At 70.7% G+C, this 14,053-nt stretch carries 9 protein-coding genes; 3 read left to right on the top strand and 6 right to left on the bottom strand.

Annotated elements, in window-relative coordinates; translation table 11 throughout:
- Positions 1–53 precede the first annotated feature (53 nt).
- Complete coding sequence (locus VSH64_RS43485) at positions 54–3,680, top strand: S8 family serine peptidase (RefSeq protein ID WP_326568551.1); 3,627 nt, start codon at positions 54–56, stop codon at positions 3,678–3,680.
- Between the two features lie 324 nt (positions 3,681–4,004).
- Here VSH64_RS43485 and VSH64_RS43480 read toward each other — a convergent pair whose 3' ends face one another.
- Positions 4,005–4,769: a helical backbone metal receptor gene (locus VSH64_RS43480; RefSeq protein WP_326568550.1), complete on the bottom strand. Its 765-nt coding sequence runs from the start codon at positions 4,767–4,769 to the stop codon at positions 4,005–4,007.
- Positions 4,766–6,166, bottom strand: a complete 1,401-nt coding sequence (locus tag VSH64_RS43475) for an RNB domain-containing ribonuclease (protein ID WP_326838203.1) — start codon at positions 6,164–6,166, stop codon at positions 4,766–4,768. Before VSH64_RS43475 ends, VSH64_RS43480 begins: the two co-directional genes overlap by 4 nt.
- 127 nt (positions 6,167–6,293) lie before the next feature.
- On the opposite strand from VSH64_RS43475, the gene VSH64_RS43470 reads away from it, so the two are divergent.
- The gene (locus VSH64_RS43470; RefSeq protein ID WP_326568549.1) at positions 6,294–7,256 is read left to right on the top strand and encodes an ATP-binding protein; all 963 of its coding nucleotides are present in this window, start codon (positions 6,294–6,296) and stop codon (positions 7,254–7,256) included.
- Positions 7,257–7,662: 406 nt separating this feature from the next.
- Here the strand turns inward: VSH64_RS43470 and VSH64_RS43465 are convergent, their stop codons facing one another.
- Both VSH64_RS43465 and VSH64_RS43460 read right to left on the bottom strand, forming a co-directional pair.
- Positions 7,663–7,860, bottom strand: a complete 198-nt coding sequence (locus VSH64_RS43465; protein WP_326568548.1) for a hypothetical protein — start codon at positions 7,858–7,860, stop codon at positions 7,663–7,665.
- 24 nt (positions 7,861–7,884) lie between these two features.
- Positions 7,885–8,112, bottom strand: a complete 228-nt coding sequence (locus VSH64_RS43460) for a hypothetical protein (RefSeq protein WP_326568547.1) — start codon at positions 8,110–8,112, stop codon at positions 7,885–7,887.
- A 3,627-nt stretch (positions 8,113–11,739) separates the two neighbouring features.
- Here VSH64_RS43460 and VSH64_RS43455 point away from each other — a divergent pair.
- Entirely contained in the window at positions 11,740–12,426 is a 687-nt protein-coding gene (locus VSH64_RS43455) for a hypothetical protein (protein WP_326568546.1), read from the top strand.
- A 15-nt stretch (positions 12,427–12,441) separates the two neighbouring features.
- On the opposite strand, the gene VSH64_RS43450 is transcribed toward VSH64_RS43455, so the two are convergent.
- Together VSH64_RS43450 and VSH64_RS43445 are read right to left on the bottom strand one after the other, a co-directional pair.
- On the bottom strand, positions 12,442–13,440 hold the full coding sequence (locus VSH64_RS43450) for a C40 family peptidase (RefSeq protein ID WP_326568545.1): 999 nt from the start codon (positions 13,438–13,440) through the stop codon (positions 12,442–12,444).
- Positions 13,441–13,444: 4 nt separating this feature from the next.
- Complete coding sequence (locus VSH64_RS43445; protein ID WP_326568544.1) at positions 13,445–14,053, bottom strand: hypothetical protein; 609 nt, start codon at positions 14,051–14,053, stop codon at positions 13,445–13,447.

Here is a 14,053-nt window from a genome sequence, read left to right as displayed (position 1 = left end):
TGATCACCGGTGACAAGGTGACGGCGACTCGAGCACCGGACGGAACAGTGTCGGTGGACGACGTCACGCGCGCGCCGGGCGCCGCGGGTGCGGTACGAGTCGCCGTCGAGGGCGGTGACACCTTTGTCTACCCCGACAGTGCGATGCCCTACCTCGCCACCGGCCGGCTGGACAAGCAGCTTTTCGACATCACCCAGTTGATCGCGCAGGGTTACGACGACGCCCACACGAGCGCGCTTCCCTTGATCATCACGCACTCCCCGGACGTGTCGGCACCCGAGAGCGGCACGTCCGCCCGGAGAGCGCCGTCCGATGTCGTGCTACCTGGCGCGAAGACCACCCTGGAGCTTCCGTCCGTCCACGGTGAAGCCGTCGAAACCCCACGGTCCCAGGCCTCTGCCTTCTGGTCCGCCCTGACCGGCCCCGACGCCCGTGCTGCCGCGGGACCGACGGCACGGGCCGCCACAAGCCCGGACGAAGTGAGGGAACCGTCGCTCGCCGCCGGTGTCGACAAGGTGTGGCTCGACGGCCAGGCGAAGGCGGACCTGGCGGACACGACGGCGCAGATCGGCGCGCCCACGGCGTGGGAAGCCGGGGACACCGGCACCGGCGTCCGGGTCGCGGTCCTGGATTCCGGAGCGGACATCACTCACCCGGATCTGGCCGACCGCGTCGTGGCGTCGCGCAGTTTCGTTGCGGGCGAGGACATCACCGACCGCAACGGGCACGGAACGCACACGGCCTCCACCGTGGCCGGCACCGGAGCCGCCTCGAACGGGCAGGAACGGGGTGTCGCCCCCGGCGCGGACCTGCTGGTGGGCAAGGTCCTCGGCGACAACGGCTCCGGTCCGATCTCGGGGATCATCGCGGGGATGGAGTGGGCCGCGCAGACCGAGCACGCCAAGGTGATCAACATGAGCCTCGGCACCCCGGCGTGGCACACCCAGGACGACCCGCTGAGCCAAGCCGTCAACCAGCTGAGTTCGGAGACCGGCGCACTCTTCGTGATCGCCGCGGGCAACGCCGGCAACAGTCCGTACAGCGTCAGCTCACCGGGAACCGCGGACGCCGCCCTCACCGTCGGCGCGGTGGACACCTCCGACCACCTCGCGGACTTCTCCAGCGCCGGGCCGCGGATGATCGACGACGCCCTCAAGCCGGACCTGACCGCCCCCGGCGTGGACGTGCTGGCCGCGCGCTCGCAGCAGATGAGCTCGGGCGAGGGCTACTACCGCACGGACAGCGGCACTTCCATGGCGGCGCCGCACGTCGCCGGAGCGGCGGTGCTCCTGGCCCAGAAGCACCCGACGTGGACCGGCCGGCAGATCAAAGACGCTCTGATGAGCACCAGCGTCCTGACCCCCGCCTACAGCGCGTACCAGGCCGGTAGCGGCCGGGTGGACGTGAGCACCGCGTACGCGCAGGACCAGATCATCGCGAGCGGATCGGTCGACGCCGGACTCGTTCCCTGGTCGAGGAACCGGTCGCCGAAGCCGGTCGCGCGGCAGATCTCCTACACCAACACCACCGACGAGCCCATCACGTTGCGCCTCACGGCCGACCGCGGCGACTCGCCCGCGGGGGTGTTCAGCCTCGCCGCCGACCACGTGACGGTACCGGCACACGGAACCTCGAAGGTCGGGCTCCGGGCCACCCCGGCAGGCCTGGCGGCGGGCCAGTACTCCGCGCAGGTCACCGCCCGCTTCGCGGCCGGCGTCGTGCACACCGCAGTGGGCGTGTCGGTCGAGTCCGAGAAGTACAACCTGACGGTCCGCCTGAAGGACCGGGCGGGCAAGCCCGTGAGCGGTGAGGTCGAGATCACCGGAGCCGACGGGAAGACCACCGTCATGTGGGTCCCGGACGGCACCCTCACCAGCCGCTGGGCGCCCGGCTCCTACACCCTCGTGTCCACAATGGACGTGGTTGGCCGCACCGGCCCGCACTCCGTGGGCTTCGCGGTGCTCACCGCCCCCGAGCTCAACCTGACCTCCGACAAGAGCGTCGACCTGGACGCTTCCCGCCTGCACCAGATCAAGGTGGCGACACCCCAGCCCACATCGGTTGCCACCAGCAGGATCGACCTGTTCCGCTCCTTCACCTCGAGCCGGCCCACGCCCAGCGACACGCAGGCGCTGCACGAAATCCTCATGCCCGACACCAGCTACGACAGTCTCTGGGCCCTGCCGACCAAGAACAAGGTGACCAAGGGCAGCTTCGTCTTCGCCACCCGGATCCGCGCGGTGCAGACCCCGCTGAAGATCAGCTACCAGGGGCACGACCTCGACGACACGCTGCTGGTGCAGCCCGGCTCTGCCCCGTTCCCGAGCGGCGGCACCCACCTCGACGCGGTCTACGGCGGTGACGGCGCACCGGCCGACTACACCGGCCTGTCCGCCCGGGGCAAGGCCGTGATCGTCCGCAGCGACTCCACCGTGTCCCCGACCGACCAGGTGGCCGCGGCGCGCGCCGCGGCGGCGTCGATGCTCCTGGTGGTCAACGACGGCGATGGCCGCAAGAGCGACTGGTACGGCGGCCCGGACGGGACCACGGCGGGGCTCATCCCGGTCGCCTCGGTCACCCAGGACGACGGCGAGCAACTGATCAGAACCGTGACCACCGCGGGAAAGAAGCCGACCAAGCTGGCGGTGGAAGCCCATCCCACGCCGGAGTACCTGTACGACCTGGCCGATTACCACCAGGGCAGCGTGCCCGACGATCCTTCCGCCGCAACGGATCCCGGCAGCCTCGCACGCATCGACAACACCTTCGCCCCGCCCGCCGGCAAACAGATCACCGAAAGCCGCGAGGACAGTCCGTCGTACGAGTACTTCCCGGCCGGCTTCCCCTATGCCGTGTATGGCAGCTTGCGGGTTCCCCCGTTCCCGAGAGAGCCCGTCGCCGCCGGTCACCGCACTGACTGGGTCTCCGCCGGGAACGGTGTCAAGTGGCAGCAGTACGCGGGCATCGACGGTTGGCAGACCTTCACCGACATCGCGAGTTACCAGCCGCGCAGTGTGCAGAGCGAACACTGGTTCGGCCCGATCACGCGACCGCGGATGCTCAGTTTCGAGGTCCCGCACCGGGTCGGCAACGCCATGGGAGGAACACTCGCGGGGTTCGGTGACGGAGGTTCGGCGCACAGCGGTGACACCGGCCTGATGTCCCGGAGCTTCGCGCTCTACCAGGGCGACAAGCTGCTCGTGCAGAACGGCCCTCGCCCCGACTTCGGCGTGGGTGACCTGGCCCCGCAGAAACTCCCGTACCGGCTCGTCGCCGACACGGTGGGGAACGCCCAGCTCACCCCGTACTCCTCCACCACGCACACCGAGTGGAACTTCCTCTCCGGCACCGCCGACAACCAGGCCATCCCGTTGGTCCAACTCGACTACGGGACAGACCTGGACCTCGCCGGGCGAGCAACCCGCACGTCCGCCTTCTCGGTCAAGCCGGTCGTCAGCAGTGCTGCCGCCGAGGACGGTGTCGCCTCGGTCAAGCTGGAGGTCTCCTACGACGACGGCGCGTCCTGGCACCCGGAGGCCGTGAAGGAGAACAGGGGCACCTGGCAGGCGCAGCTCCACGCGCCCGCCCGGGCCGGTTACGTGTCCATCCGTGTGACTGCCAAGCAGCGCAATGGTGGCGGTATCAGCCAGACCGTCACTCGGGCGTTCGGCCTGAAGTAGGTCTCGTGAGCGGCCGGTGTCCCTGCCTTCGATGGCGGGGCACCGGCCACTCCGCTCCAGACCACGAGCCCCGATCTCCGGCACGAACAAGTCCGAGTGAGCTTGCCGAGCTGCCACCTGACTCGGAGCCGCCGCGGCGGGCACCGCCCCGAAGTCATGGGTTCGGCGAACTCTCGGACGATCTGGTTCAGCAGATCGCTGCCGTAGCCAATGATGTCGAACCCCCGCGGGGAAAAGACCGGGTGGCCGGAGGTGCCAGGCCCGGTTCGATGCGGCAGCACTCCAGCGCCGCGAGCAGACGCGCGGCACGGACGCCGACGGACGTCACAGGTCCGCCAACGCGCGGGTCAGCGCGCCGTGGGCTTCGACGAGGGACGGGCCGTACCAGGTCAGGTAGCGGCCCGAGACCAGCAGTGGCCTGAGATTCGGGAAGAAACCCGGGCCGTCGTCCGCGGTGAATTCGTACGGTTCGTCCGGCAGCACCACGATGTCGGCGCGGGCGGCTTGCAGTTCGGCCAGCGGCGGGCGCGGGTAGCGGTCCTCGGCGTTGGCGTACGCGTTGGCCACGCCGACGCGGCGGAGGACGTCGCCGGCGAAGGTGTCGTGGCCGAGGACGATCCAGGGTTTGCGCCAGACCGGGATGACGGCGTGGTGACGAACGGGGGCGGTGGTGCGCCAGAGTTCTTCGGCCTCGACGAGCCAGGCCGGTTGGTCGAGCTCGTAGACCTGGGTGAGGAGACGGCGCAACGAGCCGAGGGCGGCGGGCACCGAAGCGGCGGCTTCCATGACGAACACCGGAATCCCGTTGGCGCGCAACCGTTCGACGTCTTCGGGGCGGTTCTCCTCCGAGTTGGCCAGGACCAGATCCGGCCGCAAAGCCAGGACATCGTCGACCTTCGGGTACTTCGAGCCGCCGACGCGCGGGACGTCCAAAGTGGACGGGTGCGTGCAGTAGTCCGTGGCGCCGACCAGGTGTCCGGGCGCGCTGACCTCCACCGCCTCCGTGAGCGAAGGCACCAGCGACACGACCCTGGACGGCGGACCGTCGAGCGGGACAGGCTCACCGAGGTCGTCGAAGAGATCCTTCATACGCGTTCGAACGACACCTTCCGCTTGTCGACGTCCACGGCGGTCAGCCGGACGCCGATGCGTTCACCTTCGGGAAATTTCTCGCCGGTGCACTTGGCCATCACGGGCGGGTCCTCCACGAGGATCTCTGCGCGCGTCTCCTCCGCGCGCAGCACCACGGCCGTGAACTCGCGCCCGACGCGTTCGGCCAACACCCACGCCTCGACCTGGTCGATGCAGGCGCGCTCGACGCGGGCGGCGAGACCGTCCGAAGCGGACATCTGCACCGGCACCTCGGCGAGCGCCTCGCGCACCCACGCGGGAACCTCCTGCCCGGCCGTGACGGCGAGGCAGACTTCCGTGCCGAAGCGGTCGACCAGGCGGCGGATCGGCGCGGTGACGTGGGCGTACGCGCCGCCGATGCCGGCGTGGGTGGTGAGGGCGGGCAGGGAACCGTCGAAGGACGTGTAGCCCGCGCCGCGCAGAAGCCGCGTGGTGTCGGCGAAAATGGCCATCGACGACGGTTGTCCGGGGTCCAAAGAGGACAGGAACTCCGAGACCCCCAGCCCGGCCGGCCACGCCACGCCCACCACCGACGCCGAGCGGCGCAACCACTCGACGGCGTCGGGCTCGGGAGGCGGCAGCGTCCGCAGCACGCCGACGCGGGCCTCGATCATGATCTGCGCCGCGGCCATGCCGGTGAGCAGGGAGATCTCGGCGTTCCACGCGTCGACGGACGTGCGCGGGCGGCGGGCCAGCGCCCAGCCGCCGTCGGGGTCGCCGCTGATCTCCTGCTCCGGCAGCTGTAGCTCCACGGCCCCGCGCCGCACGGCCAGCTCGCGCCGCAGCCGGCCCAGCTCCGGCAGCGCCTCGACGGACGGGTGCGGCCGGCCGGCGTCGAGGGAGGCTTGCACGCTCTCGTAGTCGAGCTGCTCGGTGGAGCGCACCAGCGCGCGGCGCACGCGCGTGGCCACGGGTTCGCCGGCGGCGTCGACGTCGATGGTCCAGAGCACGGCCGCGCGGATCTCGCCGGGCAGCAGGCTCGCGGCGCCTTCGGAGAGGACGGTGGGGTGGAGCGGGACGTTGCCGTCGGGTAAGTACAGCGTTTGACCGCGGCGGCGGGCTTCGTGGTCGAGCGCGCCGCCGGGCGGGACGAACGCGGCGAGGTCGGCGATGGCGTAGTGCACGCGGAAGCCGCTCGGCGTGCGTTCGACGACCATGGCCTGGTCGAGGTCCTTGGCGCCCGGCGGGTCGATGGTCACGAACGGCAGGTCCGTGGCGTCCTCGCGGCCCTCGGGGCGGGCGGAGAGCACCGCGGCTTCCGCTTCGGCGAGCACCTCGGGGCCGAACGATTCCGGCAACGAGAACTCCGTCCGGAGCCGACCGAAGTCCCCTCCCGACGCGGGTGTCCTGATCACGAGTGGCACCACACAACAGTATCCCGCGAACCGGCCCCCGATCGCCCGTTCGGGCGCGAGCCGCGCGGGTGTACGTTGAGCTCTGCGTGTAATGAAAACCATCTTCATTTTGTGAAAGGGTTTCGCCGTGAAGATCGCGTTCGTCGGCAAGGGCGGCAGCGGGAAGACCACGCTCTCGTCGCTGTTCGTCTCCTACCTGGCCGACGCCGGCAAACCGGTGCTGGCCATCGACGCCGACATCAACCAGCACCTCGCCGTGGCCCTCGGCGCGACCGAGGAGCAGGCCCTGGCGTGGCCCACCCTGGGTGACAACATGGCGCTGATCAAGGACTACCTGCGCGGCTCCAACCCGCGCATCCCGTCGGCGTCCTCGATGATCAAGACCACCCCGCCCGGCCGCGGCTCCCGCCTGGTCAGGCCCTTCGAGGACAACCCCGTCTTCTCGACGTGCTTCCGCTCCCTGGGCGGCGTCCGGCTCGGCGTGACCGGCCAGTTCGACGAGGACGACCTCGGCGTCGCCTGCTACCACTCGAAGGTCGGCGCCGCCGAGCTCCTGCTCAACCACCTCGTCGACGGCCCCGGCGAATACGTGGTCATGGACATGACCGCCGGCGCCGACGCCTTCGCCTCGGGCCTGTTCACCCGCTTCGACGTGACCTTCCTGGTCTGCGAACCGACGCTCCGCAGCGTCGGCGTCTATCGGCAGTACGCCGACCACGCCCGCGACTTCGGCGTGCGTCTGGTGGCGGTGGGGAACAAGGTGACGGATGCGGAGGATGTGGCCTTCCTGCAGTCGTCTTTGGGCCCGGCGCTGCTGGGATGGCTGGAGTCGTCGGGCCACGTGCGCTCCGCCGAGCGCGGCACGGCTCGGCCGATCTCGGAGCTGGAGCCGCACAACCTCGGGACGCTGGGCTCGATGCTGTCGACGGTGGACGGCGTGACGCGGGACTGGGCGCGCTACCAGCGGCAGGCGGTGGAGTTCCACCTGCGCAATGCGCGGGCCTGGGGGAACGGCCGGACTGGTGGGGATCTTGAGGAGCAGGTGGATCCGGAGTTCGTGTTGGGGCCGGAGGTTTCGACGGTTTTGTGAGGCTTTTAGTGGGCGGGGCTTCGTCATGCGTCACTGAGCAGGCCGAGCCTGGGGTGGCTGAGCATCAGGTCGGCTGGGCTCGGTTAGGCGACTGCGACGCGGCAATGTGGCAGCTTCGCCTGGCCGTTCCGAAGGATGCAAGCGACGGACCCGTCTGGCTTGAGGCGCATATCCGCACGGCCGACAGCCAAAGACCTACCTGGCTCGGCGACTGAGCGGAGCACGCCTGCCCGGTTGGTGCCGCACGGTCCGGGCGCCGATGGCGCAAAACAGATCACGAGCCCACCTGTTCACAGGTGGCGCCGAGGGCTGGGCCGAGTCGACAGAGACATCCGACTAGCCCGGCCGAGACAGCGGTTACGGCGTCCCGTTGTTCGGCCAGGGCCGGGCGCGTCGGCGGGCTGGGTCAGCCGCCTTCCCATTTGCGGTCGGCGGCGTCGGCCTGCTTGTTGCGCTCGCGGACGATGTCGAGGGCGCGGCGGGCGGTGGCCTCGTCGGGGTAGGGGCCGAGGAGGTCGATGCTCCGGCTGCGTTCCAGGTGTTCCACCTCGTGGGTGCGGGTGTTGTAGTACCAGCCGGGGTCGGGGTTGGGGTCGTCAGCCATGCGTCCAGCCTGACATCCGGCGGGTCACTTGCGCCAGCGGAACGGGATCTCGGTCGGGTCGCCGGTGGGGCCGAATTCGCCGTCGTCCGGGGTGTCGGTGGTGGCGGGTGGGGTGGTGGGGTTGTCGGGATGCTGGTCGAACCAGCCCCGCACGCGGGGGATGCCGCGGGGCGGGGTGGGGGTGTCGTCGGCGGGCTGGGCCGGAGGCTGCCCTTGGTTCGGCTGGGACAGCCCCAACGGCACCTCCCTCACCTGCGCACCCTCAGCCTGCCCCCGCTGCCCCGCCAACTTCCGCTCCATCGACGACGGCTGCGGCAACCCGGGCTTCTCCGCCGCTCCCCCAGTCTCGGGCACAACCGGGACCACCGGTTCCCTGCCGGGAAACACGGGCGGCGCGGCGCGGTAGACCCGCGCTGCGGGCGGCGGAGGCGTCGCGGGACCGGTTTCCTGACCGGGGAAGACCGGCAGGGGGCGACCGTCGGGGCCCAGGGCGGGTCGGGTTTGGGGTTGGGGGAGGTCGGGCCAGGAGGCTCGCACTTCCTGGTCCCAGGTCGGTTGTTGTGCTCCGCTCGGTTGGGGTAGGGCGGGCTGCTGCGGCAGTTGTCCGGCTGGGCTTTGCGGCCCGGGTGGCTGGAGTGGCGCCGGCTGTGGTGAGTGGCCAGTCGGGCTCTGCGGCACGATCGGCTGGGGCGGTTGTCCAGCCTGGTTCTGTGGCCCAGCTAGTTGGGGCAGCGCGTTCGACTGTGGTGATTGCCCAGCTGGGCCCGGCGACCCGGCCGGGTGGGGCGGCGTATTCGGCTGCGGTGGCTGTCCAGCCAGGCTCTGCGACCCGGCGGACTGAGGCAGCACCGGCTGTCCAGCCGGGCCCTGCGACCCGGTGGACTGAGGCAGCACCGGCTGTCCAGCCGGGCCCTGCGACCCGGCGGACTGAGGCAGCACCGGCTGTCCAGCCAGGCTCTGCGACCCGGCGGACTGAGGCAGCACCGGCTGTCCAGCCAGGCTCTGCGACCCGGCGGACTGAGGCAGCACCGGCTGTCCGGCCGGGCCCTGCGGACCGGTCGGTTGGGTCAACCCGCTCGTCGACGCGTCTGGCTGCGATGGCTGGGCACCAGGCATCGGCACACCGCTCGGGTGGGGCATTCCATTCGTTGCTTGAACTTGCGGTTGCTGCGCATCCGCTGGCCCAGGTTGCTGATTGCCTGGCTGCTCGACTGCCGCCGGAGGCTGTGCCCAACCGGCCGGCGGTTGGGGTTCGCCCGGCTGCACCGGCGCCGGTGGTGCTTCGGCGATCGGCTGAGTCGAGGCTTGCAGCTCTTGGTTCGGCTCAGGGATGTCGGGCCGTTCGGCTGCAGCCGACCGGTGATCTTCTGGAGCCTGATCCTCCCGCTCGGGAACCTGCTGCGGATGCTCGACCTGCGCCTGATCCGACACCGCGCTTTCGCGCATCGGCAGCGCCAACCCAACAGACTGTGCGGAGTCATCGGGCTGCGGTGTCGAGGGGAGTTCAGAGGTCGCTGCCGCAGCTTCGGGCGCCACGTCGCTCGCCTGTGGCTCAGGTGGGTGCTCCGCGTTCGCAGCTGGCAGCGCAACGACCTCGGTCGCAGGCGGCTGCTCGGCCGCGGCTGGCGAGGTGAGTTCAGCCGGCGGCTCGTCGACAGAAGCTTGCTGTTGCGGTACCGCGGACTCCCCCGGCGAGTCAGCCGCGGCAGCCGCGGGCTTGTCGAGGTCAGGGGCAGGCTCGTGCAGTTCGGCAGTGGCCCGCTCATCGAGTGCGGCCCCGCTCCCCTCGTCCTGTCCTGGCGCGATCGGCTCGGCCGCCGTTTGGTCGCTCAGAACGGTGGCGGTACCGGGGAGATCATCCGGAATCGGCGACGTAGTCTCGGGAGCCGGTTCGCCGGACTGGTCAGGCGATGGCTGAGCCGAGGCAACGGCTTCGGTCGGCGAAGCGACCGGTTCCGCGTCAGGAACCTGCGCCGATTCGGCCGGCGACTGGGCTTCACCGGATTCGCGAAGCTCCAGAGGTTCGCCAGCCTCAGGCTGGACGATCGGCTCCGCAGCACGCGAACCCTCCGGCTCGGCCAAACCAGGCTCAGGTGTCTCGGCGACCGGCGGAGCCGCCGGAGGCTGGACGGGCTCGGGTTGGGTGACCAGTTCCGCAACGTGCGAAGCCTCAGGCGCAAACACTCCCGGCTCAGGCAGTTGCGCGATCGGCGCTGCTGGTTGCGGAGCAGCAGGCTGGGCCACGCTGGATTCTGGCTGCGCAGCAGGCTGATCAGAATCCGGTCGGCGGAGCGATTCCGTGACGTGCGATGACGCCGAAACCCCGCCAAGGCCAGCAACGCGCGAACTCTCCGACGCAGTCAAACCAGGTTCGGTCTCCTGGGCGACCGGCGGCGGCTGCGGAGCCGAAGGCGGCAGACCACCGGATTCCGGCTGTGCAGAAGGCTGACCAGAGTCCGGTCGCTTGGCCGATTCCGGGACGGGCGACGTCGACGAAACCGCACCAGACTCTCGCTCCGTGGCGCGCGAAGGGTCCGGTGTGAGCACACCAGGCTCGGGCATCTGGGCAATGGGCGGCGGCTGCGCAGCCGCAGGTTCGGGCTGCGCCGGAGGCTGAGCAGGCTCGGGTCGCGTGGCCGGCGCCACAACCTGCGACACCGGCACGCCGGGCTCAGGTGTCTGGGCGATTGGCGGAGCGGATGGCGGCGCAGGAGCCGAGGTCCACTGGGGTTGCGATGAAACCGGGATCTGGGCGGGCACAGAGGGCACCGGCATCGAGGTGGTCGGAGCGCTCTCCGGCGGCGCTCCCGCGTTCGTGACAAAGCCCGGACCGCTGGGTCCTGGCCCTCCGAAACCCGGGTTCTGAGGTCCTGTCGCGTAGTTGCCCGAGTTGGGGTCCGCGGCGCCGGTGGCGTAGTTCGAGTCGGGGTTGCCGGGGCCGGGCTGCCAGGCGGCGGCCTCGGGCGAAGGCGAGGTGCTCGGCGAAGCAGCCGAAGCTGAGTCGAAGCCGATGTGTGGCGGTGGCGCCGCGGGCGGCTGGTAGGCCGCCGTGTTCGGTGCGGCGGTAGGACCGGTCGGGTCTGCGGTCCAGGTTCCGTGGCCGGAGGTGGCCTGGCCAGAGCCCGAGTCGGCCGGGCCGGAGAAGGCCTGGCCGGTGCTGGGACTGCCCGGAACGCGAGCACCGGGGCCGGTGGTTGAGGAATTCGAGCCGGAAGGCTCCTGGGCGCTGGGAGTGGTCGCGTCCGGCGCAGCGGGAAGGCCGAATCCGGGTCCTGAGTTCATCGGCTCCGAAGGGCTTGGACCGGACGGGCCCGCAGCACCGGGGACCGCCGGTCCCGAAGGACCGGACGCCGAAGGTTCTGGCGCGCGTGGCGCAGAAGCCGCGGAACCGGCAGAGCCGGGAGCCGTCGGGTCCGGCATCGAAGCAACGCCGTACGTGGGGCTTGATGCCGAAGGGCCGAGGGCAGGAGTCGCGGCACTGCCAGTACCAGGAGCCGTTGGGTCTGGCATCGCTGGAACGCCGTAGGCGGGACCGGAGGCCGACTGACCCGGGGCAGAAGCCGCCGCGTTAGCAGGCCCGGAAGCCGACGGGCCCGGTGCAGAATTCGCCGCGCTTGCAGGCCCGGCAGCCGATGGACCCGGCATCGAAGGAGCGCCGTAGGCAGGACCTGAAGCCGACTGACCGGCAGCATCCGGAACCGACGAGTCCGGCATCGGAGGACCACCATAGGCAGGGCCCGCTGCGTCAGGAGCACCGAAGGCAGGGCTCGCGCCGCCAGTAGCACCAGGCCCAGAAGCGCCATACGCAGCACCAGGGACCGAACCTCCAGGACCACCAGGACCCACCCCACCAGATCCAGGAACCTCGCCCTCCCCCGCATGCCCCACCGTCCGCCACACCGGCGCCGGCCCGATGTTCATCGGGGCGGGCGCCTGCAAGGGGCGCGAAGGGGCCGGCGCGGCGGGCCGGGGCTTCGGCTTCGGGATCGGGTCCAGGCAGGACACCAGGACCGTCGTGTTGAGGGGGTCGTCGACCTTGCGACCGCTGCGTTCGCGGTAGATCATCTCGCCCTCGGTGTCGATTTCGACGAGGTAGCCGGCCTCGGCCAACTGTTCTTCGTCGAGGTCGACGAGTTTTTCGTAGCGGGACGGGACGACGCGGTAAATCGGCCAGGCCAGGGCGGCGTGTTCGGCGTGGAACTGGGCGAGCAGGGCCGCCATCTGTTGTTGCCAGGGCAGGGACATGCCTTCGGCCAGGGAGCGGGGCAGGACGACGTACCCGGGGTCGACGCCGGGCCAGCCGTGGGCCAGGTGGTCGGCCAAGGGGGTGCTCGACGCGGGGTGCGCGGCCTGCCGAGGGGGCTGGGGCGCACCGAACAACGTCGCCGGGTCCTGGGGCTCGCCCTGGCCGGGCTTGCCTCGTTTGCCGAATTTCCGTGCCACGTGTGTCATCCTCTGCCAGCGCGCGGCCGCGTGCTCGTGGACGAGGCCGCGACTTCGGGTGAATCCGCCGCGCCGGTCGAGCGCGCCATAGCGGTCACCCCGGTCCGTGTCAAGAGCCGGTGACTCCCGAACTCCATGCTAGACGCCGGGGCGCACCGCCTGCGGTACCACTTCAGCCTCGTCGAAGGAGAAGGGGCGCACGTGCACGGGGACGCCCGTCTGCTGGGCCTCGACGATCTTGCCGTCGCCCAGGTACATGGCCACGTGGTGGATGGTCGACGGGTCGGCGGGGTCCGTCGCGAGGAAGATCAGGTCGCCGGGCTGCGCCTCGCGCACGGGCAGCATCGCGCCGGCCTTGTACTGGTCCTGGGAAACGCGCGGCAGGATCACGCCGGCCGACTCGTAGGCGCGCAGCATGAGGCCGGAGCAGTCGTACGAGTCGGGGCCGGTCGCGCCCCACACATAGGGCTTGCCCTGCTCCCCCAGCGCGAACTTGATGGCCTGCGCGGCCGCCTGGCTGGGCGGCAGCGCGGCGCCGAGGCCCTGGCCGCAACCGGACGCGTCGACGACCTGGCCCAGGTTCTCGATCAGCACCGACGCCATGGCTTCCCACGCGTGGTACCGGTCGGGAAAACCACTGCGCTCCACGGCCTGCGCGGCGTCGCCGGGGCGTTTGTTCTGCCAGTCGGGCACGGCGAGCAGCACGTCGTAGAACTTGTTGATCGCGTAGTTCGGGTCGGTGACCTGCGCGGCGGTGCCCCAGTTCATCGACGGGCGCATCTGGAAGATGCCGAGCGAGTCGCGGTCGCCGAAGTTCAGGTTGTGCAGGTGCGATTCGGTCATGCCGGCCTGGATCGCCACCTGCCACGCGCGCGGGGCGAGGCTGCGCTGCTTGCCGATGGAGATGATGAGCGACACGATGCCGCGCTGCTCGTCGTCGAGGTCCTGCGCCTGGGCCGCGCCGGTTTCGGGCTGGCCGGGCTGGGTGGGGCCGATCGCGGCGTCACACGAGGTGTTGACGATGCCGCCCGCGGCGGCTTCCTGCTGGTCCACCACCACTTTCGTCACGGTGCTGACGGTGAGCACCGTCGCGAAAACGGCGGCGACCAGCACGGCGACGAGGATCGCGATCTTCACCGGGTCAGCTCGCCTGGTCGTAGTCCGAAACCCGCCAGCCCGCGCCGGTGTCGACCACGGTGATGGACAGCTTCGGACCGTCAGTGGGGACGAGGACTTCGACGGAGCTGGAGAAGGACGTCTTGACCGTGGGATCGCCGGTGACGCGCGTGGCCGGGATGTTCGCCGGGTCCACAGTGGTCATCTGCGGCAGGAACTCGTCGGTGGTCAGGGTGCGCATGCCGTTGAGCCAGTCAGCGTTGGTGATGCCCGCCGGGTGGTTGACCCACGCCGTGGCCCACTGCTTGGCGACGTTGATCGCCTCGGGGTTCGGCGGCGCCGACGTGGGTGTGAGCAGCGGGCTCGACAGGCGCGTCGGCAGGGTCGCGGTGGTCGGCACCGGCGCGGCGAGGCCCGGCGGTGGCGAAGTGGTCGTGACCGCCGAGGTGCTGCCGGGCGCGCTCGGCGTGGCCGTGGCCTGCTTGCCCATCACCTTCGGCAGCGCGATGCCGAGCGCGGTGATCACGATCGCCAGGAACACGAGCGTGCCCACGAGGTGGCGCGGCGAGCGCAGCGGGTAGCCCCACAGGCGGCGGTAGACCGCGGCCCGGCCGCGGTTGGTGCGGATCGGCAC

This window comes from Amycolatopsis rhabdoformis, assembly GCF_035918295.1.
GTDB lineage: Bacteria > Actinomycetota > Actinomycetes > Mycobacteriales > Pseudonocardiaceae > Amycolatopsis > Amycolatopsis rhabdoformis.
The sequence above is the reverse complement of the archived record's forward strand: the minus strand, read 5'-3'. Positions and strand labels throughout refer to the sequence as shown.

What these genes read in the sequence shown, in the direction of transcription:
- VSH64_RS43480 (WP_326568550.1), bottom strand. Translation starts at nt 4,769, where the DNA reads ATGAAGGATCTCTTCGACGACCTCGGTGAGCCTGTCCCGCTCGACGGT.
- VSH64_RS43465 (WP_326568548.1), bottom strand. Translation starts at nt 7,860, where the DNA reads ATGGCTGACGACCCCAACCCCGACCCCGGCTGGTACTACAACACCCGC.
- VSH64_RS43455 (WP_326568546.1), top strand. Translation starts at nt 11,740, where the DNA reads ATGCCCCACCGTCCGCCACACCGGCGCCGGCCCGATGTTCATCGGGGC.